Annotated in this window: 24 protein-coding genes and 1 tRNA gene; all 25 read right to left on the reverse strand. The window is 37.1% G+C overall.

The window, feature by feature from the left end; translation table 11 throughout:
• Window positions 1–145: 145 nt before the first annotated feature.
• Window positions 146–409, reverse strand: coding sequence for a hypothetical protein (locus ACH3PA_RS04290; RefSeq protein ID WP_416440011.1), 264 nt, complete (start codon window positions 407–409; stop codon window positions 146–148).
• A gap of 64 nt (window positions 410–473) precedes the next feature.
• A complete protein-coding gene (locus tag ACH3PA_RS04295; protein WP_416440009.1) occupies window positions 474–938 on the reverse strand; it encodes a peroxiredoxin in 465 nt (154 codons plus the stop codon).
• Window positions 939–941: 3 nt separating this feature from the next.
• On the reverse strand, window positions 942–1,769 hold the full coding sequence (locus ACH3PA_RS04300; protein WP_416440007.1) for an alpha/beta hydrolase: 828 nt from the start codon (window positions 1,767–1,769) through the stop codon (window positions 942–944).
• A gap of 92 nt (window positions 1,770–1,861) precedes the next feature.
• Window positions 1,862–2,458 (reverse strand): DUF2652 domain-containing protein, encoded by a 597-nt coding sequence (locus ACH3PA_RS04305; protein WP_416440005.1) that lies wholly within the window; start codon window positions 2,456–2,458, stop codon window positions 1,862–1,864.
• A gap of 154 nt (window positions 2,459–2,612) precedes the next feature.
• Window positions 2,613–3,344 carry an SDR family NAD(P)-dependent oxidoreductase gene (locus ACH3PA_RS04310; protein WP_416440003.1) on the reverse strand — a complete coding sequence of 244 codons (732 nt, stop codon included), beginning with the start codon at window positions 3,342–3,344 and terminating at the stop codon, window positions 2,613–2,615.
• A 1-nt stretch (window position 3,345) separates the two neighbouring features.
• Window positions 3,346–3,795: a nuclear transport factor 2 family protein gene (locus tag ACH3PA_RS04315; protein WP_416440001.1), complete on the reverse strand. Its 450-nt coding sequence runs from the start codon at window positions 3,793–3,795 to the stop codon at window positions 3,346–3,348.
• A gap of 28 nt (window positions 3,796–3,823) precedes the next feature.
• Window positions 3,824–4,828, reverse strand: a complete 1,005-nt coding sequence (locus ACH3PA_RS04320) for a saccharopine dehydrogenase family protein (protein ID WP_416439999.1) — start codon at window positions 4,826–4,828, stop codon at window positions 3,824–3,826.
• Between the two features lie 77 nt (window positions 4,829–4,905).
• Entirely contained in the window at window positions 4,906–5,691 is a 786-nt protein-coding gene (locus ACH3PA_RS04325; RefSeq protein ID WP_416439997.1) for an SDR family oxidoreductase, read from the reverse strand.
• Between the two features lie 114 nt (window positions 5,692–5,805).
• On the reverse strand, window positions 5,806–6,588 hold the full coding sequence (locus ACH3PA_RS04330) for an SDR family oxidoreductase (RefSeq protein ID WP_416439995.1): 783 nt from the start codon (window positions 6,586–6,588) through the stop codon (window positions 5,806–5,808).
• Between the two features lie 48 nt (window positions 6,589–6,636).
• Window positions 6,637–7,266 (reverse strand): hypothetical protein, encoded by a 630-nt coding sequence (locus ACH3PA_RS04335; protein WP_416439993.1) that lies wholly within the window; start codon window positions 7,264–7,266, stop codon window positions 6,637–6,639.
• A 39-nt stretch (window positions 7,267–7,305) separates the two neighbouring features.
• Window positions 7,306–7,884 carry a TetR/AcrR family transcriptional regulator gene (locus tag ACH3PA_RS04340; protein WP_416439991.1) on the reverse strand — a complete coding sequence of 193 codons (579 nt, stop codon included), beginning with the start codon at window positions 7,882–7,884 and terminating at the stop codon, window positions 7,306–7,308.
• Window positions 7,885–7,934: 50 nt separating this feature from the next.
• Window positions 7,935–8,411 carry a hypothetical protein gene (locus ACH3PA_RS04345; RefSeq protein ID WP_416439989.1) on the reverse strand — a complete coding sequence of 159 codons (477 nt, stop codon included), beginning with the start codon at window positions 8,409–8,411 and terminating at the stop codon, window positions 7,935–7,937.
• A gap of 8 nt (window positions 8,412–8,419) precedes the next feature.
• Window positions 8,420–8,737, reverse strand: coding sequence for a MazG-like protein (locus tag ACH3PA_RS04350; protein ID WP_416439987.1), 318 nt, complete (start codon window positions 8,735–8,737; stop codon window positions 8,420–8,422).
• Window positions 8,738–8,808: 71 nt separating this feature from the next.
• Complete coding sequence (locus tag ACH3PA_RS04355; protein WP_416439985.1) at window positions 8,809–9,144, reverse strand: nuclear transport factor 2 family protein; 336 nt, start codon at window positions 9,142–9,144, stop codon at window positions 8,809–8,811.
• An 11-nt stretch (window positions 9,145–9,155) separates the two neighbouring features.
• Window positions 9,156–9,701 (reverse strand): DNA-3-methyladenine glycosylase I, encoded by a 546-nt coding sequence (locus tag ACH3PA_RS04360; protein ID WP_416439983.1) that lies wholly within the window; start codon window positions 9,699–9,701, stop codon window positions 9,156–9,158.
• Between the two features lie 27 nt (window positions 9,702–9,728).
• Window positions 9,729–10,631 (reverse strand): helix-turn-helix domain-containing protein, encoded by a 903-nt coding sequence (locus ACH3PA_RS04365; protein ID WP_416439981.1) that lies wholly within the window; start codon window positions 10,629–10,631, stop codon window positions 9,729–9,731.
• A 151-nt stretch (window positions 10,632–10,782) separates the two neighbouring features.
• A complete protein-coding gene (locus ACH3PA_RS04370; RefSeq protein WP_416439979.1) occupies window positions 10,783–11,589 on the reverse strand; it encodes an SDR family oxidoreductase in 807 nt (268 codons plus the stop codon).
• Between the two features lie 411 nt (window positions 11,590–12,000).
• On the reverse strand, window positions 12,001–13,227 hold the full coding sequence (locus tag ACH3PA_RS04375) for a site-specific integrase (protein ID WP_416439977.1): 1,227 nt from the start codon (window positions 13,225–13,227) through the stop codon (window positions 12,001–12,003).
• A gap of 236 nt (window positions 13,228–13,463) precedes the next feature.
• Window positions 13,464–13,538: transfer RNA gene (locus ACH3PA_RS04380), tRNA-Val, on the reverse strand.
• A 65-nt stretch (window positions 13,539–13,603) separates the two neighbouring features.
• Window positions 13,604–14,824, reverse strand: coding sequence for a bifunctional folylpolyglutamate synthase/dihydrofolate synthase (locus tag ACH3PA_RS04385; protein WP_416439975.1), 1,221 nt, complete (start codon window positions 14,822–14,824; stop codon window positions 13,604–13,606).
• Between the two features lie 7 nt (window positions 14,825–14,831).
• Complete coding sequence (locus ACH3PA_RS04390) at window positions 14,832–15,668, reverse strand: energy transducer TonB (RefSeq protein WP_416439973.1); 837 nt, start codon at window positions 15,666–15,668, stop codon at window positions 14,832–14,834.
• A 62-nt stretch (window positions 15,669–15,730) separates the two neighbouring features.
• Complete coding sequence (locus ACH3PA_RS04395) at window positions 15,731–16,126, reverse strand: ExbD/TolR family protein (protein ID WP_416439971.1); 396 nt, start codon at window positions 16,124–16,126, stop codon at window positions 15,731–15,733.
• Window positions 16,126–16,827: a MotA/TolQ/ExbB proton channel family protein gene (locus ACH3PA_RS04400; protein ID WP_416439969.1), complete on the reverse strand. Its 702-nt coding sequence runs from the start codon at window positions 16,825–16,827 to the stop codon at window positions 16,126–16,128. The genes ACH3PA_RS04395 and ACH3PA_RS04400 overlap by 1 nt, the downstream gene beginning before the upstream one ends.
• Window positions 16,828–16,911: 84 nt before the next feature.
• Window positions 16,912–18,384, reverse strand: coding sequence for a sodium/proton antiporter NhaB (nhaB, locus tag ACH3PA_RS04405; protein ID WP_416439967.1), 1,473 nt, complete (start codon window positions 18,382–18,384; stop codon window positions 16,912–16,914).
• 30 nt (window positions 18,385–18,414) lie between these two features.
• Window positions 18,415–19,641, reverse strand: a complete 1,227-nt coding sequence (locus ACH3PA_RS04410) for a Glu/Leu/Phe/Val dehydrogenase dimerization domain-containing protein (RefSeq protein ID WP_416439965.1) — start codon at window positions 19,639–19,641, stop codon at window positions 18,415–18,417.
• Window positions 19,642–19,690: the final 49 nt, after the last annotated feature.

The following is a 19,690-nucleotide window of genomic DNA, read 5'->3' on the forward strand; positions in this document are numbered from 1 at the left end:
ATTCGGGAGTAAAATCACTCCCGAGATTTACTCCCGAATCACTCCCGATTTATACGGTATTAAATGATATTATTTGATATCATCAAAAATGAAAAAACCCGCAAACAGCGATGTTTGCGGGTTTTTGGTGGAATTTGATTCTTATTCAGTGGGCGTGAAAGGAAATCAAGAATTGATTTTCTGAAAAGAAAAAAACATTCGTTTCTTCTTGGGTCAGATCATCGTAATGGTAGATACGGAAAATTCCTTTGGTAATATAGCCCAGTTCTTTGCATACGACACCTTTTGTATTGAAGAATTCACCTTTTTTAATAGATCTTGAATGCCAAAAATTTTCTCCCTTTTCAAAATCTAATTCGGATAACCCTGAGAATTCCTTTAAGTGCTGATATAATAAAGTTTTATCCATCTCCATGTTTTGTAAATAAAAAAAGGACTTGCCTATTAAATAGGTAAGCCGTTTTTCATTAAAATTAATTTAGCACAGTTAAAGCTTCATTAATATGCTTTTCTCCATTTAGAAAATCTCTAAATTTATGAAGAACCTTACCATTTTTGTCCACTACAAAAGTCTCTCTACCGGTTAAAAAAAGGACATTTTTTATACCAAACATTTTAAGAACTTCATTTCTCGGATCACTCAATAAAGTGAAAGGTAACCTATGGTGTCGCTGAAATTTTTTATGACTTTCAATGCTTCCATTATTTACTCCGAAAACTTCAAACCCTGCATCAGAAAAACTTTCAAAGCTATCTCGAAAAGCACAGGCTTCTTTTGTGCAAACTCCACTTTCATCTTTTGGATAGAAATAAATAACCGCTCCTTTTTGCTGAATAGTATTGGGTAGTTTTACCCATTTTCCATCTTGATCTTGTAATTGAAAAGGCGGAATCACCTCACCGACTTCTAATACTTTTTGTTTACTGAAAAGTCCCATAAATTAGTTCTTTAAGATCGCATCAAAGATTTCCACCAGCTCTGCAGGTTTGGAAACAAAGGGACTATGCCCGGAAGATATTTCAAAGGTATTCGTAATCCCTGCTTCCGATGCCATTTGTTGCTGAAAGGGATAGGTAATGGCGTGATCTTCTTTAGTAAATATGTAATATTTGTTTGTTATAGCAGTATAATCATCTATAGTATAATCTAGAGGTGTTGCTAAGGCTGCTACCGGTTCGGGTTTTAGCTTTTCCACTAAAACATCTATGTCTTCATCCGATCCGTATTGGCAAAAAATTTCTTGAATATTTATTTCAGCATTAGAAATTGCAGCAGTACTTCCATCAGCAGAAAATTCCAAAGCAGTAGGTAATAAAGATGCGGTATCCAATGCAGAATAATCCAAAACACTTTTCCCATCTTTAGGAATAAATCCCGCTACATAAACTAATTTTTCAATTTGTTGCGGGATTTCACTGGCCGTCTGCGTAATTACGGCACCACCTAAACTGTGACCAACCAGAACTACTGGAGTATCCAACCCTACAATAACCGCTTTTACCTGATCTACATATCCTTTAAAAGTAATATCAGAAACCGGGGTATTATCTTCGCCGTGACCCAATAATTCTAATGCAATCACGGTGTGTCCTTGCTTTTCCAATTTGGTTTTTACCTGATCCCAAACAAAAGCAGATTGCCAAGCTCCGTGTACCAAAACAAGTGTAGAATGATGCTCTTCAGAAGGTGTATTATCGTCATCATCAGAGCAGGAAATAGTGGTAAATACCATTACCAATACGAGGAATAAATTCTTAACAATTTTCATATCTATTTATTTTTTTTTAATTCAGGTCAAAATTAGTGGGGTACGATCAAATTATTTTTCACCTAAGTGAAAACGGATAACTTTTTTAAAAATTAGGCGATTTTGAGATTTTTGGATAGATTTTTTTGAGTCTTAAACGGAAAATAGGTATAGCATAGATTTCCTATATCATAGAGCTCACATTGCTGGTAACCACAAGAAATAGTACTCTCTATTCCGTTTTTCTTTAAAGCATCTATATACTCTTTTGTGATAAGCACATACGTGTTTTCGGGAATATTATTTTTTAGTAGTCTGTGTGCATCCACTAAAATTCTCCCGAATAATTTATAGAAATTTTGAATGGCATATTCGCTCATTTTACCATAATGGACAATGGCTTTTAAACCCATATCGGCAACTATGGGAAAATATTTTTGTAAATCCTTGATTTGTTGTTGAAAGCTGGAAAGCATTGTTTTGAATTGATCAAGGATTTCTTCAGATGAAACAGGAGCCCCAAAACGATAGAATAAAATAGCATCACCTTCGATTTCCGAGATTTTAAATTCTAATTGGTTTTGATCAATAATGCTATGAAATAAGCGACTTATAATTCTAATACCATTTGAAGCATCAATTTGATTTATAAATTTAGAATAGCCACTGATATCAACAATAAAAACGATTCCTTTTGCATTTGTAGTCATAACTTTTGTCTTTTATTTTTTGATAAAGTTGGTTAAGCTTCTCTTATTTTAAGTTTCCAAATTCTCATAATCTGTTTCCGATTAAACGAATACAATCAATATAGAAATGAGAATAGTTTAGAACGATCCCTTCTTTTCTAAGATTTCAAGTAACTTACCAAGGTAAAATACCATTAGGGCCTAAAAACTTTCCGGTATTTGATATATCGCCCAATAAGGCATATTTGGCAATTAGCTTTGCCGCACTTTCTGGTGTTTCTGTTCCGGTATTCCCATTTAAATCTGTTTTAATATGTCCAGGTTCTATGGCGATAACTGGTATTCTATGTGGCTTTAATTCTTTTGCAAAAGCAACCATTAAAGCGTTTAAAGCTGTTTTAGAGCTGGAATATCCTGCAAAATTAACTTGACCGTAAATTGTACTTTCATCACTTGAAAGTGACAAAGAACCCACAATGCTACTGAGCATAATGATGCTGGCTTTAGGGGCTTTTTTAAGTAAAGGCAATAAAGATTGGGTAACCCGAACCGGTCCAAAAGTGTTGACTTCGTATTGCTTTTTAATTGCGGAAAGCGTTTCATCGCTAGGGGGAACGGATAAATTCGGGGCAAGACCTGCATTGTTAATTAAAATATCCAGTTGCTCTAGATGTTGTTCTAAATAATGAGCTGCTTCTGTTACGCTTTCATCATTAGAAATATCAATCTGCACTAAATGCACATCAAGATTTTGTTCCTTTAGTAATCGATGTGCTTTTACTCCGCGCTCCATATTACGAACACCCATCCAAACCTGATAGCCTTTTTCGGCTAATAATTTCGCGGTTGCAAAACCGATGCCCTTATTGGCCCCGGTTATGAACACTGTTTTTTTATTGCTGTCCATTTTATACAAATTTCATAATTTCCGGCTTAGCGTGGTGAGAAAGATCTCCGGTAAGGGTGATGACCACTTCGCGTACTGAAAAATGCCATTGCCCATTTTTACGTTTAAATGTATCGTGGTATTTTCCTATCATTATCGGTTGTAAAGGAAAATCACGTTCATTATCCTGTTGGTATATAGTTAGGTATGAAACTGCTGTCGCTTGATCATTTTCCTCCTGAATATCTAAAACGGTATTTGTGGTCACGTGAGCTGTTCGGGTGGTGCCATCGGAATATACCTGAAGGTCTTTGGTCAGTTTTTTTGAAACACCTTCTTTTCCTTCTATACTGCTGCCGGTAGTAATAATTTTTCCCTCAGCAAATAGATTACCTACGCCATCAAAATTACCTTGATCTAAATAATGGGTGTATTGTGCGATTAAATTTAAAATCTCTTGTTCGTTACTCATAATTCTAGTTTTTAATATGGTTTTATAGTTACTTGATTAGGTCTATTAACCTAGTATCTGGAATGTCTTTTATAATATCTTCTCCGTAAGCAGATCCGGGTGATTGATACCCTATTTTAAAATCCTCATTCAAAATACGACTTGCTACTGCCACTACCGAAAGTGGAGTGAGATCATAACCCGAAGGAGCATCAATCCAGGCTTTTGCTACTTGACCATCGATGCCGGTGACTTCAGCAGAAAGGGCATTTCTTCCTGAAGAACGTTCATCTTCCGTTGGGCCGTCAGGTAGGTTTTCTGGATTTATGTCTGGCATATCTGACGCGGGAAGTTTTAGGGAGAAGTATTCCTCTATGTTGGAGATTCCAGTAGATTTATACGATAAAATAATGCCTCCTAAAGGGGTCGGTAAACATTCTAACTCTTCCCTACCAAATGAGAATACTTTTGGCTGCGGGTTTTTATTTTCAATGATTTGACCATCTTTTCGAATCAGCACCCCTAAATCAGCTATATTTTTACTGCTGAGCACCGAGCCTTTGGAAAAACCTCCATAATGCTGAAAACCAATTTTTATTTGTTGTGGTTGCTCCACCAAATTTGCCAAATGAACGGCCAAGGCATCATAGCTTACAAAAAGACCAGCTCCAGACATTAACTGAATACCTGCCTCTTTAGCTTTGCCATCTAGTGATTCTGCTAGTCTGTACGTATCCAGTTCAGCACTAATATCCAGGTAATGTACTCCAGCATTTAAACAAGCATTCATCGCTTGTTTAGCTGTGAATTTAAACGGACCTGCTGCATTGATCAAAACCTGCTTGTTTTCTAAGACCTTTTTCCAAGCATTCTCATCATCAACGGTAAATATGTGAAAGGGAGCATTTAACTGTTTTGCAAGCTCTTGGGTTTTTACGGCATCCCTGCCTGCAATTTCGAAGTCAAGGGTTAATTCTTTCGCCCTGGCTGCAATTATTTTTCCTGTATATCCAGATGCTCCATAAATGAGCAGTTTGCTTTTTTGAGTATTCATAATCATTCGAAATTTTATTTCATTTAAAAACAAGAAGAGTTGAATAGATCAGCTCTTCTATTTGCTGTATCACAACCTTATAAAGAAGGATTTGCGCCTCCATCGATTATATAATTCACGCCGGTGATGTAGGATGCTCTTGGGGAAACTAAAAAGCCTACCAGTTCTGCTATTTCTTCAGGAAGCGCCATTCTACCCATCGGAACTCCACCAAGGCTACTCATCAAATTTTGGGTTGCTTGTTCTACAGTTATTCCCATTGTATCAGATAAAGATTGCAAGTAATTATCCATTGTATCTGTTCTTACCATTCCTGGAGAAACCGCTGCGACACGTATACCTTGTGGCGTAAATTCTTTCGAAAGACTTTTGCTGTAGTTATTCAAGGCACCTTTGGCTACCGCATAAGCACCAAGAGATTCATATACTGGCAGAGCACCTGTTAATGAAGAAATATGGATAATAACTCCACTTTTCTTTTCTACCATCTGTGGAAGAATTGCCCTGTCCATCCGAACAGAGGACTGCAGATTTAGTTGCAAATCACTTTCCCAATGTTCGTCGGAAAGCGCACTAAACCCTCCTGAAGGACTGTTAGAGCCTCCCATATTATTGACCAGAATATCAATTGTGCCAAATTTTTCACTGATTTCTTTCATTATTTTATCGGTTTCACTTAAAATAGTTAGGTCTGCGGAAATGAAATGATGCTTCAAGTTTGCATGACCGGGATTGTTTCGAGCAGTGACAATCACATTTGCGCCTGCATCCGATAACCTATCGGCAATTGCTTTACCTATGCCTTTTGTACCACCTGTTACCAAGGCTATTTTTCCTTTTAATTCGTTTTCTAACTTTTCCATTTTAACTTCAATTAATTGTTCGAGCAGTAAAAATTTCTTCTACAACCCGCCGCTCTATGGCTACTTTTTATAAAGAGTTACGTTTTGTAACATTTGTTTCAGATTTAAATCTGATTATACGGCTGGATAAGTTCCTCCGTCAACAAGCATATTGGCCCCGGTGATGTAAGCTGCTTCTTCTGATACCAAAAAGGCCACCATATTGGCAACTTCTTCCGGCTCTGCTAGACGGTTCAAAGGAACACCTCCCAAACCATCCATAATCTGTTGTTCAGCTTCCTCAACAGTTTTACCGATAGATTCAGCAAAACCCTTCAGAAATGTTTCCATCGCAGATGTTCGTACCATTCCCGGAGACACCGTATTTACACGGACCCCCTTTTTGGCTATTTCATTTGCAAGTGTTTTACTATAAGCGTTTAATGCTGATTTCATCACCCCATAGGAGAAATTGGACTCGTACAAGGGTATTTTGCCGTTTAGTGAAGAAATATGGATTACGGCACCAGATTTTTTTTCAAGCATTTGAGGGATGATGGCCTTATCCAGTCTAATGGAGGCGAGTAGATTGAGTTCAATATCCTTATTCCAGTCTTCATCACTGAGCATCTGAAAGCCGCCAGCCGGTGAGGATGTACCACCTACATTGTTTATCAAAATATCGGGCGTACCAAATTCTTCTCTTAATTGTTGGATAAGATTTACTATATCATCGCTTTTGGTTAAGTCTGCTGCTATGAAATGGTGTTCATTTTTTTCTTCGGATGGTTTTCGTGCTGTTACGATAACTGTTGCTCCTGCGAAAGATAGTTTATCTGCAATTGCTTTTCCGATTCCTTTGGTACCACCTGTTACCAAAGCTACTTTACCGTTTAAATCTTTTGATTCGTTTTTCATTATTTCTTGTTTATTATGAAACATTTGTTTCAAATTCAATTAAAAAAATTATTGTTTATTCGTTACAACGGGATCACGTAAAATGGTTTTGAGATGATCCTGGCTCTGGCCAGGTTCAAAATTCACCAAATGAATCTCATGATGCATTCCCGATTTTTTAAGTCCCATTTCTGTAGCGAAATCTTGTAAAAGAGGGAGTGTTTCCAATTCTCCGGCAAAAGGCCCTAAATGTAAGAGTTGAACACTTTCTCCTGCTGTGTACTTGAACAGTTCAAAATCATCTGCAAATGGATTTGCCTTGGAACGTTGAACTGTTTCCTGAATGTCATTATTTGAAATGTATTCCGGAATACGGATAGCAATACGATAATGGAGCAAGTCCAGATCTACAGTCGTGTAAAAATTCCCTATATCTACAAATCCTGTTTCCGCTTCGTCAAACCAATAGAAAATTTCGACAATATTGCTAATAAATGCCTTGTCTGATCCCCTATACTGCTGTTGTAAATCTTCTACGAAATCTAGTAAAGCTTTTTTCTTTTCGTAGAAAACAGCAGTTCCCGGTCTTCCTGATCCAAGAATCGAAATATACGTAGCATCCAGAATATCTACTATTTCCGGTTGTTCACTCGCTGTATAATAGTCTCTGTATGTATCTTTTAGATGTAAAGTGCTCATAATTATAAAATGTTTGTTTTAGAATAATAGCAAATAAAATTATTGGCTGATCTGTGCCAATAAAAAATCGGCCATTTTTTTAATACGTTTTTTGTCTTGATGAATTATAAAAGATTCGTGCCAACCTGTAAAATTGTTAATGATATAATCGGTTAGCATTTCAGCATCTTGAGTTACGGTAATTTCCTTTTTCTCTACTGCTTTTTTTACCAGGTCAATTAAAAGGTTATAGGTAAACTCATTGTCACTTTTTATAATTTTTTGGACTTTTTCATCGCTTGAGGCGACTTCAAATGTCGTTTTGATAGCCAGACAACTGTTAGGCTCGTTTGTAATTGTATATACGGAGGACTGAATGAATTTTTCAATTGCTTTTAACGGAGATTTGATGAGCCGCATTTGTTTAGTAGCAGCCTCCATCCTGGATTCCGTGTAATGCTTAATACAACGTAAAAAAAGTTGATGTTTATCTCCAATAGTATTATAAAGGCTACTACTATTAATACCCATAGCTTCCGTCAAATCACGCATTTTGGTACTATTATAACCTTTTTTCCAAAACACATCCATTGCTCTGGAAACCGCTAATTCTTCGTCAAATTCTACATTTCTAGCCATTATATTCTATTTAGAATTCATTTACTCTGGTTATTGTAATCGGACCACTATTACTTTATTTCTATTTTTATTGTATTTGATTCAGGTAAACCATTATACCTTTCTTCAAATTGAATGGTATAAACACCATTTTCATCGAATCGATACCCGTCAAGTAATTTGACTGTCCCAAAGGCTATTTCACCTGCTTCAAGAGTTATGTAGTCTTTTTCGGTAGGCGAAACACGTTTTACCATAATTCCCGTATAATCAATATTTTTATTATCGTGGGTAACTTTAAGACAAGCTCCTGTAAATTTGTTTTCTATAGGGGTGCCCCAAGGTAAAAAGGTGTAAGGTTTATTGCCCGTATTCTTAACCTCCAAGGAAAGCTCAATAGCTTCGTCATTTCTATAAAGACTTTTATTGGTTGATATGGTAGTGCGTACTGAGTTATCCGTTGTGTCCTCGTCCTCAAAATTTGATTTTTTTGAGGAATTACAAGCACATAAAGCAAGTACAACCACTAAGGTTAAAATTTTGTTCATTTTTATTTTTAAAATAATTCTTCCGTTTTGCTTAAAAACTTTTCTGTAGCTTCTTCTATATCTATACCGCTGCGGTCAGCCAGTATGCTTAGCCACCAAATACATTCTCCCAATTTATGCTCTAGTTCTTCTTGAGAATTTGTTTTTGGCCAACGTTCTTGTTGCGACATTACGTTTCTTCCTATCAAACCGGCATCGGTTAAAAAAGCTAAAGCATCTTCTTCTATCGACCACTGAGTTTCATGATGTTCCTCTTCTAATTTATGATATGATTCCCGAATTGCTTTCGAACGTTTTTTAAGTGCTTTGAAATCTAAATTTCCCATCGTTTGTTCTTAATTTGGTACAAAGGTATTTATTTTAAAACAACTGTTTCAGAAAAATATCTTAAAAAAAATCATTCTACTAAATCTGCCTTCACGAAAGAAATTTTTCCTTTCTGAAAAATAAAATCAAATGTGCCCCCAATTTTTCCTTCAGGAAAATCCCCGTTAAACTCCACTTCAAGGTGCGCACTATCATCTTGCATATTAAGCTTTACCAATCGTGTTTGTGTATGGTAGCCAATAAAATAGCTTTCAAAATAATTTTTAATTCCTTGTTGACCTATAAATCTATTGCCCACCGAAGGATCATCCAATACTGCATCTGCATGATACATTGTAAGATATCTTTCTGTATCAAAGTCATTACTTGCCTGAAGCCAATTATCTATAAATTTTTCTATATCCATTTTATTATTGTTTATTGATTCCACATTGGTTGTTCTTTTAAGATTTGTTGATGAACAGGACAAGTTTCGTGGTGTGCTCCCGGTAGATAGCCGATGCTCATTAAAAATTCATTGACAATTTCCCCTCCGGTAAACTTGAAGGTTTGTTTGAATAGTTTCATCCATTCCTGCAAATTTTTGGGATGATGATGTTCCAGCCATTTTTCGAACGAGCCATATTCTTTTTGTAAGTTCAGAATAGCCTGGGCGTTGACAATAGCCGCATTTACTTTTAGTTTGTTCCGTATAATTCCAGCATCAGCAAGTAATCGTTCCCGATCTGTTTCTGAGTAATTAGCAATGGTTTTAATATCAAAATCATCGTAGGCTTTAAGGAAGTTTTCTTCTTTCTTTAAAATAGTTTCCCAGCTTAATCCTGCTTGGTTAATTTCCATAATTAGTCGACCAAACAATTCATTGTCATCGTGGATGGGAAATCCATAATGATTGTCGTGATAGTTTTTATGCAGGCTTTTTCTAGGTTCGGGCATTGTTTTGATGACATTGCAGTAGCTCATGTTTTTAGTTTAAAGTGATTTCTAATATTAGTTCAGGGAATTCTTGAACTGTAGCGGACTTTGATTTGTTTTCTGTTTGAATATCCTATTGAATGATTGCGGGCGTTCAAAGCCTAACTGATACGCAATTTCCGCTACAGAGAGGTCGGTGGCCGTTAGTAAGTATTTAGCGTGTTCTATCAATTTTTGCTGAATATAGTATTGCGTACTTTTTCCTGTATGAGCGCGAAGCATATCGCCAAGGTAGCGTGAAGATACCTTTAGGTGTTCCGCTAGATCATATACAGAAGGAATTCCTTTAGTGAGCGTTTTTTCCGTATTAAAATAATCCTCTAAATAGGTTTCCATTTTTACTACAAGATCGTTATTCACAAGTTTTCGGGTAATGAATTGCCGGTTGTAAAAACGATTGCTGTAATTAAGCAATTGCTCCAGTTGCGAAATCATGATATCCTGACTAAAATTATCTATCGAAGCCTGCAGCTCATTTTCAATGGTATTAAAAATACCAATCATCATCGTTCTTTCTTTATCCGATAGATAGAGTGCCTCTGTTAGTCCGTAAGAGAAAAATCCGAACTCTTTTATTTTACTTGCTAAGGAATATCCGCGTATAAGATCAGGATGGAAAAGTAATGTAATTCCCGAATAATCTGCTTCCTCCTCCAGAACTTTGACCAATTGCCCAGGGGCGTGAAAAGAAAGATTCCCTTCATCAAAATCGTAGTGACCCTGCCCGTATTTTATTTTCCCCTTAAAATTCTTTTTAAAAGAAATTTTGTAAAAGTTCAGCACCATTCCTTTGGATAGTTCTGCTACATCGGCCTTTACATTTCCGTAATCTAACAAGCTTATTAAAGGATGTAAAGGTTTGGATACCCCTAAAGCCGTATGCAAAGTTGAAATGGAATTAAAAATAAATGGAGTCATAATTATATTTTTTAGACTTTTCCATATCTGATAAAAGGATAAAGGTACAAGGTGATGATTAAAAGAACATTTTATTTATTTTCTGCAATTGTTTTCCATACTTATTTTAGTAAAATATAGATGTCAAATCCAGAAATAAAAAATGTGTTTATTAATAATACAATTTACTGATCTGCTCAAATTGTTTTTGTTGACCTAAATTTTGTCTGTCACTAGCTAATTTTTCAGCATCTGGCCCAACTATATAGCGTAATTTTTGGCTATTATCTGTAGCAGCTTCATATACGACTTTTGCCACATTTTCTGCCGAAGAGAAATGCACTTCAGTACTTCCATCTTCAAAACCAGCAATCATTTTATTCCATAGTGGCGTATATGCATCCTTCTCGATATGATTTAACGAACGACCTGCGTAGTCTGTTGCCATTCCGCCTGGTGCGATTGTTTTTAATTGAATTCCAAATTGATTAACCTCATAATTTACAGCTTCACTCCAGCCTTCCAAAGCAAATTTTGTGGCACTATAAACAGAAGCCAAAGGATTTGCTGCAATTCCTGCTGCAGAAGTAGTGGTTAAAAGAATCCCTTTCTTTTTGTTCTCTCTAAAATAGGTGATAAAAGGCTGTGCCACTTTAAGCACTCCTAGCAGATTAGTTTCGATTTGGTGCTGAATATCTTCTTCTGAATACGCTTCAAATCCTCCAACTAAACCATAACCCGCATTATTAAAAACCACATCAATCTCAAATTGTGTAAGAATTTTTGAAACGGTATCTTTTATCTGTTTTGAATTAGTAACATCCAAATCATATAAATGAACATTTTTAAACAGTTGCAGTTCGGTTTCTTTTTTAGGATTGCGCATTGTGGCAATAACTGTCCATCCTTTTTCTTGAAATAATTTAGCGGTGGCTTTCCCTAAGCCGGATGAGGCTCCTGTAATGAAAATAGTATTCATTGTGATAGTTTTAAATTTATATATCACAAAGATCATTGAATGTTAAGGTGTAAATGTTTCTGAATTGGCTGATATTGTTTCCTTATTAACGTTTTAATAATTAAAATAATAATGTTTGAATCCGATCAACTTAACTCTCTAAAAAATCGAACCGGTTGTAAATTTGTTAGTATTTACAGCTTTAAAAGAAAAAAATAAGATTTTTTCATTAAAAAAGGGAATTAAACGAAAAAGGATACTAAAACAGTAATTAAGTAGGAATGCTCTTCTTGTTTACTACCAAAAATAATCCTGCTGTTTAATGAATGTTAGAAAATTTGTGGTAGAATGGTAAGAGGTTTTACTCTTTTTTCTTTCATCAGCTCATTTTAAGATCTTATAAGGATGAAAGTTGGTTAGGCTGATTCTTACTTATCTGCCCAGAATGCTCTTGCGTTGCTTTAGTTCCTGCATATCCCTGCTTATTTTTAAGTCAAGCACCTTGGCGTAGTGTTGGGTGGTGGTAAGATTGGTATGCCCTAGCATCTTACTCACCGTCTCAATAGGAACACCACGTGAGAGGGTTACCGTAGTGGCAAAAGTATGGCGGGCTAAATGAAAAGTGAGCGTCTTATTGATCTTGCAGAGTATCGCGATTTCTTTTAGGTACGCATTCACCTTTTGATTGCTGGCTACGGGCAGTAATTTGTTAGCGTTGTCCACCTGTGGAAAATTTGCGTATTTATCTAAGATATATTGGGCTTCAGGCAGCACAGGGATGCTACTTGGCGTGTCCGTCTTGGTCCGTTTAATCTTGATCCATTTGCTACCGTCAGCCCCCAAAAGGATATCGCTTCGGGTTAGCTTCTGCACATCAATATAGGCAAGGCCTGTAAAGCAGGAAAAGATAAAAATATCCCGTACCTGGCTTAAACGATCCATCTCAAATTCCTTTTCTGACATCCGCTTAAGCTCTGCCTCGGACAGGAACTCGCGATTGACTACCTTTCGTTTCATCTTCCAGTTGATAAAAGGATCCTTCTGGATATAATTATGGGCCTGTGCAATACGAACGATCTTTTTAAAATTACGGATGTATTTCAGTGTAGTATTGGTCGCACAGTTCTTCTCAGATTTCAGGAAGAAGGCAAATCCCTCTATGAATTTGTAATCAATATCTTTAAGGGCTATATCAGTTCCCTGGTAATTTGCTTTTATATATTCCTTTAAGTGGTTGTGAACGGTATCGTAGCGCTTAAATGTTCCCAGTGCATATTCCCCCGAACGTATCAACCTAAAAATCTTATCGTTATGCTCTTTGAAAAGTTCCAACAGCATCTTGGCTGTATGGCTTTTCCCCAGATAGGCATCTCGCAGATCAGCAGCGGTAAAGGAAATGCCTTGTCTGTTGAATTCCCGTTGTTTTTCAAGAAGGTCATTTTGAATGCTAAGCATAAGGGTATTGATCTCCTTAGCACCACCTGAGGCTCCTTTAACGCGTTCCGCAGCAGCATCCCACCTATCGATAGCTACTTTCCTTCCAATACTCATTTCAGCCCTTTTGCCATCTGCCGTTATGCGACAATAAATGCCTGCTAACCCATCAGATTTACCCTTGGATTTTCGAATATGAAATAATATGGAGAGTAAAAGGCTCATTTTTTGTTCAAAATTCTACTCTAAAGTACTTTATAATTTTGAAATAAAAAAATGACGAAATCAGTAAGGGCGGGCTTTTCGACGCTAATTCGGGAGTAAAATCACTCCCGGGATTTACTCCCGAATCACTCCCGATTTATACGGTATTAAATGATATTATTTGATATCATCAAAAATGAAAAAACCCGCAAACAGTGATGTTTGCGGGTTTTTGATGGAATTTGATTCCTATTCAGTGGGCAATGAGGGATTCGAACCCCCGACCCCCTCGGTGTAAACGAGGTGCTCTGAACCAACTGAGCTAATTGCCCTTCTCGTTAGCGGATGCAAATATAGACCAATTTTTAATTTGACAAAATGGTTTTGACAAAAAAGATTAAATAATTTCTGCAACCACAAAATTACTACCGCCCACAAAGATTACATCTTCCTCATTAGCAACCTCTTTAGCACTATCTAACGCTAAAGATACAGATTGAGATTTTTTTCCCGTTAATCCAAAGGCAAGTGCTTTTTCGGCCAGAATATCAACATCAAGACCTCTAGGCATATTTGGTTTACAGAAATAATAAATCGCGTTTTTTGGGAATAAGGGTAAAACAGAATCAAGATCCTTATCTGCAACCACACCCAGAACGATATGCAACCGCTTAAAATCTTGTTTTTTCAATTGATTGATCACTTGCTGAAGACCTTCTGCATTATGACCGGTATCACATATAATTTTTGGCTTTAAATTTAAAATCTGCCACCTGCCCTGCAACCCTGTATTTTGCACAACTTTTTGAAGACCGTTAGAAATATGCGTATCGCTTATTAAAAATCTCCCAGAAGCCTGTAAAACCTCTATTGTTTGCAAAACAAACTTTTGGTTGTGTTTTTGGTATTCGCCCGTTAAATCAGACTCAAAATGCTTAAAATCGCGCTCTGAGGCGAAAAATACCTGACATCCATTTAAAACTGCCTGTTTCACAAATACTGTCGCTGTTTCAGGATGTTTCTCACCTATTACAACTGGAACTTTAGGTTTTATTATTCCGGCTTTTTCAAAGGCAATTTCTTTTAAAGTATCACCTAAAAAAGCGGTATGATCTAAACCAATATTTGTAATAACAGAAACTTCTGGAGTAATAATATTAGTTGCGTCGAGTCTTCCGCCTAAACCTACTTCTATTACTGCAACATCAACATGCTCTTCAGCGAAAGCTGAAAATGCCATCCCCACCGTGAGTTCAAAGAAAGAAAGCGCGTTTTTTGATATAAAATCGGCATTTTTAGCTATAAAATCGACCACATACTTTTCGGAAATTACTTTTCCGTTTATACGAATGCGTTCTCTAAAATCTTTTAAATGCGGTGAAGTATAAAGTCCTACTTTGTAACCGGCTTCCTGAAGTATAGAAGCTAGCATGTGACTTGTGCTGCCTTTACCGTTTGTTCCACCTACGTGAATAGATTTAAACAGCAACTGTGGCTGACCTAATTCTGAGGTTAATAATGTAATATTAGAAAGATCTTTTTTATACGCCGCAGCACCTTGTCGCTGAAACATGGGCAAGCGCTCAAACATCCAGTCTAAAGTTTCGGTATAGGTCATTCTCTTGTTAATCTGATAGACTAAACTTATAAACGATTTTACCTATCTGCCGTGAAGGAGCTTTATCATCAGAATTAAAACGGGTAGCCAGAGCAGCTTCTTTGGCGGGCTCAAGCAAACATTTAGTATTATTTGTCGTACCTCGCACTCCGGGTGTTGCTTTAATAACATTCCCATTGCGATCTACTTCTATACTCACAACAACAATACCGGCCTCATTACATTCTTGTACACGCTTAGGTTTGCTTACAGCTTTACGCCCACCTAATTGATAATTACCATCACCATCAAGGCCTTTACCGGTGCCATAATAGCTGGACGCATTAGGATCACCAGAAGGATCGCCCTTATCGCCAGGCAATTTATCATTACCTTCTCCTCCAGATGCTTTACCGTCACTCTTTGGCCCATTTAATATACTTGACAAAGCATCGCTAGTCGATTTATCTGGCTTAGGATCTGGTTTTTTAGGTTCTTCTACCGGTTTTTCAACAGGCTTTTCTTTAGGTTTTTCGGTTACCGGTTTAGGGGTTTCTTTTTTAACCTCATCCTTAATCACAGGAGCTTCTTCAACTTCCTGGGTTACCACTTTTTCTTTTACTGGCGCAGCAGTTTGCGGCACCGGCTCTGGAGAAGTGTTGCGGGGAGCAGACTTTACCGCCTCTTTAGGCTGTACACTTCCCGAGCCTACATCTGAAGTGCCAAAATTCACAGCGATCCCACTTTCAATAGGAGGATCAAGATATGTCATTCCCACAAAAAACAACAACAGCAATATCAACACGTGAATAATCGTGGTAATAGTAAAGGACTTTCGCTTATGCTTTGTATCCAGAAAACTCACAGTTTGTTTTTAATGAAGATTATTTTTTACCTGAACTAAAGGAACCATTCAAAAATGATCTTTTAGTTATTTGGTCTTACAGCCAGAACTATTTTATATTTATTTCTATTTGCTATATCCATCACACTTACCGCCTCTTCTATAGGCACTCCTTCTTCTGCTCGTAAAATAATGGTAGGCTCATCTACACCCGTCAATTCTGTTTTGATATAGTTTTCCAGATTAGACGGCGTCACCCTTTCTTTGTTTACATAAAAATCTAAATCTTTAGTAATACTCACAGAAAGATTCTGCTTATTGCTTGTCTTACCACTTGCTTTTGGTAAGATAAGATCAAGAGCATCTGGAGTAATGGCCGGGGACGTTAGCAAAAAGAAAACCAACAACAGAAATACAATGTCTGTCATTGAGCTCATACTAAACTCCGGACTTACTTTATTTCTTCCGCGTAGATTCATTATGTTGGTTCGTTTAGCAGATCTAAGAAGTCAACCGCATTAGCTTCCATCTGGTGAATAACCTTATCTGTACGTACTACAAGATGGTTGTAACCCATATATGCAATAATACCTACAATTAGCCCGGCAACTGTTGTTGTCATCGCAGTATAAATACCTTCTGCAAGACTACCCATTTCTGCCTGCCCGCTGCTGGTTGCAAGTTGATGAAAAGCCAGTACCATACCTATTACGGTACCCAGGAAACCAATCATAGGCGCAGCTCCTGCTATAGTAGCAAGAACACTCACGTTCTTTTCTAAACGATACACCTCAAGTTTTCCAGAATTCTCTATAGCAGAATTTATATCTTCTAACGGACTACCAATTCTTGAAATTCCTTTTGCCGTGAGACGAGACACCGGGCTATTTTGCTGCGCGCAAAGAATTTTTGCGGCTTCTATATTTCCTGTTGTAACATTATCTTTAATCTGATTCATAAAGTTGCCATCTATCTGCGAGGCGGCCTTTATAGCAAACAACCTTTCAAAATAGATATAGATAGCAACAAAAAGTAAAATAAATAGAACGAATATGATAATCTGTCCTGCAATTCCACCGCTTAAAAGCAGATCTATTAAGGATAAAGATTTTTCAACTGGTTCATCTTCTGCAAGAGATTGTAGGGACTCAGCACCGTCCTGCATAAAAAGTGATAGCATAAATTATGTATTAGATATGGTGATAACGTTATAAGATTCTAATAATTGTAAAAGAATTTTAAGGCAGATAAATATTTGATCGAATTACATAAACAGATAAACACACAATAGACCCACACCACCCAAAACAATTGTATATGGCAAAGCCATTTTTACCATTCTACCGTAAGAAAGGTTAATTAATGGTGCTAAAGATGAAGTAAGTAAGAACAAAAATGCCGCCTGGCCGTTAGGTGTCGCCACACTAGGCAAGTTAGTCCCTGTATTAATAGCTACAGCAAGGTGATTAAATTGCTCTTTAGTAATTGCCCCGTTTTTAAAGGCTGTTTCTACTTCGTTAATATAAACCGTTGCCACGAAAACATTATCACTTATCATAGAAAGCACACCATTTGCCAGATAGAACATAGATGGCTGTGCAGAAGGATCCATTGTAAGTACATAATCAATTATTGGAGTAAATAAGTGCTGATCGTGTATCATTGCAACGATTACAAAGAATACCACAATTAATGCTGTAAATGGAAGCGCTTCTTCAAAGGCTTTACCCAGACTGTGCTCATCTGTAATACCCATAAAAGCCGTTTGAACGATAATTAAAAATAACCCTATAAATCCTACCGGAGCCAAATGCAGCGCTAAACTTGCTATCAAGAGCAATGCAGAAATACCCTGAACCCAAAGACCTAACTTCTCTTTTTGCGTACGCTTAGCATCCTGTTCTTCTGTATATCTCTCAATAATTCTGCGAGCTACTTCAGGAAGTTTTTCTCCAAATCCTGCGATTTTAAACTTTTCTAAGCAAAAAGTCGTCAACAAACCACAAATTAAAACCGGTATGGTAACGTGTGCCATTCTGGTAAAGAACTCAACAAATTCCCAACCCATTTTTTCACCTATTAGCAGATTTTGAGGTTCACCCACAAGCGTACAAACACCACCTAAAGCAGTACCCACAACACCATGCATAATCAAACTACGCAAAAAGCTTCTAAACTTCTCAAGAGTCTCACCGCTTAATTCTTTTCTGTCAAGTATGTCATCTGCATCATAATCTGCAGTCGCACTAGAGTGTATCTTATGGTAAACGCCATAAAAACCTACAGTAACACTTATCAATACAGCGGTTACTGTAAGCGCATCCAGAAATGCTGATAATACAGCTGCGAGGAAAACAAACAACAACGATAGAGTGACCTTTGATTTTATTTTAGTAAACACCTTGCTAAAAATATACATCAGCATAGGCTTCATGAAGTAGATACCCGCTACCATGAAAACTAAAAGCAAAATAACCTCAAGATTTTGATCTACCTCTTCATAAGCTGCTTCTGGTGACGTGAGACCAAGGATCAAGACCTCAAGAGCTAAGAGCCCACCAGATTGAAGCGGATAACATTTTAAGGCCATTGCCAAAGTGAAAATAAATTCACCAATGAAGATCCAGGCAGTGATCATGGGACCAAAAACAAAAAAGGAAAATATATTAAATATAAGGCAACCTACCATCGTAAGCTTGAACCAGCGCGGGCTGCTGCCCAAAAAGTATTTCAACATAATAAATTCTTTAGTTGGTTATTTATGTAATTATATAAGTTGTTGTAAAGCAATCTCAAAAGCCGTACGGCTTATGTTCGTCATGCTGCTATTATTATCAAATGTTTTTTGAATCGCATTTCTTATTGTGATCGAGGTATCATTAAAAATAGCCTCATCTGTCATCTGCACACGACGCTCCATAAAATAAGCAAAAACACGAGCCATCCCACAATTAGATATGAAATCTGGTATCAAGCTCACTTTTTCATCAGTCTTTTCCATAATGGGACCAAAGAAAATCTCTTTATCTGCAAATGGCACATTAGCCCCACATGATATAACTTCAAGCCCAGATTCTATCAATTTACTAATCTGATCTTCAGTTATTAATCTCGACGCTGCACAAGGAGCAAAAATATCAGCTTCCAGATTCCAAATACGTTCATTCATCTCCTTAAAGGAAATTAAATTTTCGCCGTCTAAGGTATTCCCTTTTTTATTTAAAAACAGCGTTTTTATTTCTTCAAATGTAAAACCATCTTCATTAATAAACCCACCTGCTACATCTATAATCCCAACGATCTTTACATCGTTTTGTGCCAAATAATAAGCTGCCGCAGAACCTACATTCCCAAAACCCTGAATGATAGCCCGTTTCCCGGCTAATTCACCTCCATAAATAGAGTAATAATGCCTTACTGCTTCAGACACACCGTAACCGGTGATCATGTCTGCAATTGTGTATTTGCGACTTACATCTGGTGAATATTTAGGATTCTCGATAACTTTTATAACACCCTGACGCAATTGACCAATGCGGTTTATCTTATCTGCTTCTGTAGGTTTAAAATGACCATTAAAAACTCCTTCCTGAGGATGCCAGACTCCGCTTTCTTCCGTTATAGGAATTACTTCATGTATCTCATCAACATTAAGATCACCGCCCGTACCATAATAACTCTTAAGCAACGGCGACACTACAGCATACCAGCGCTCAAGAACTCCCTTTTTTCTAGGGTCTGAGGGATCAAAATTTATCCCGCTCTTAGCGCCACCTATTGCGGGACCAGATACGGTAAATTTTACCTCCATAGTCTTGGCAAGAGACAAAACCTCATTTTTATCAAGACCTTTACGCATACGTGTACCACCACCCGCAGCACCGCCTCGTAACGAGTTTATAACAACCCAGCCTTCTGCTTCGGTCTCAGGATCATTCCATTGAAAAACAATCTCAGGTTCCTTATTCTCATATCGCTGGAGTAATTCTCTCATTTATAATTTCAGTATAGTGACAAATATAATGACTTCGCTCTTCTTCCTT

This window comes from Leeuwenhoekiella sp. A2 (assembly GCF_047946655.1).
GTDB lineage: Bacteria > Bacteroidota > Bacteroidia > Flavobacteriales > Flavobacteriaceae > Leeuwenhoekiella.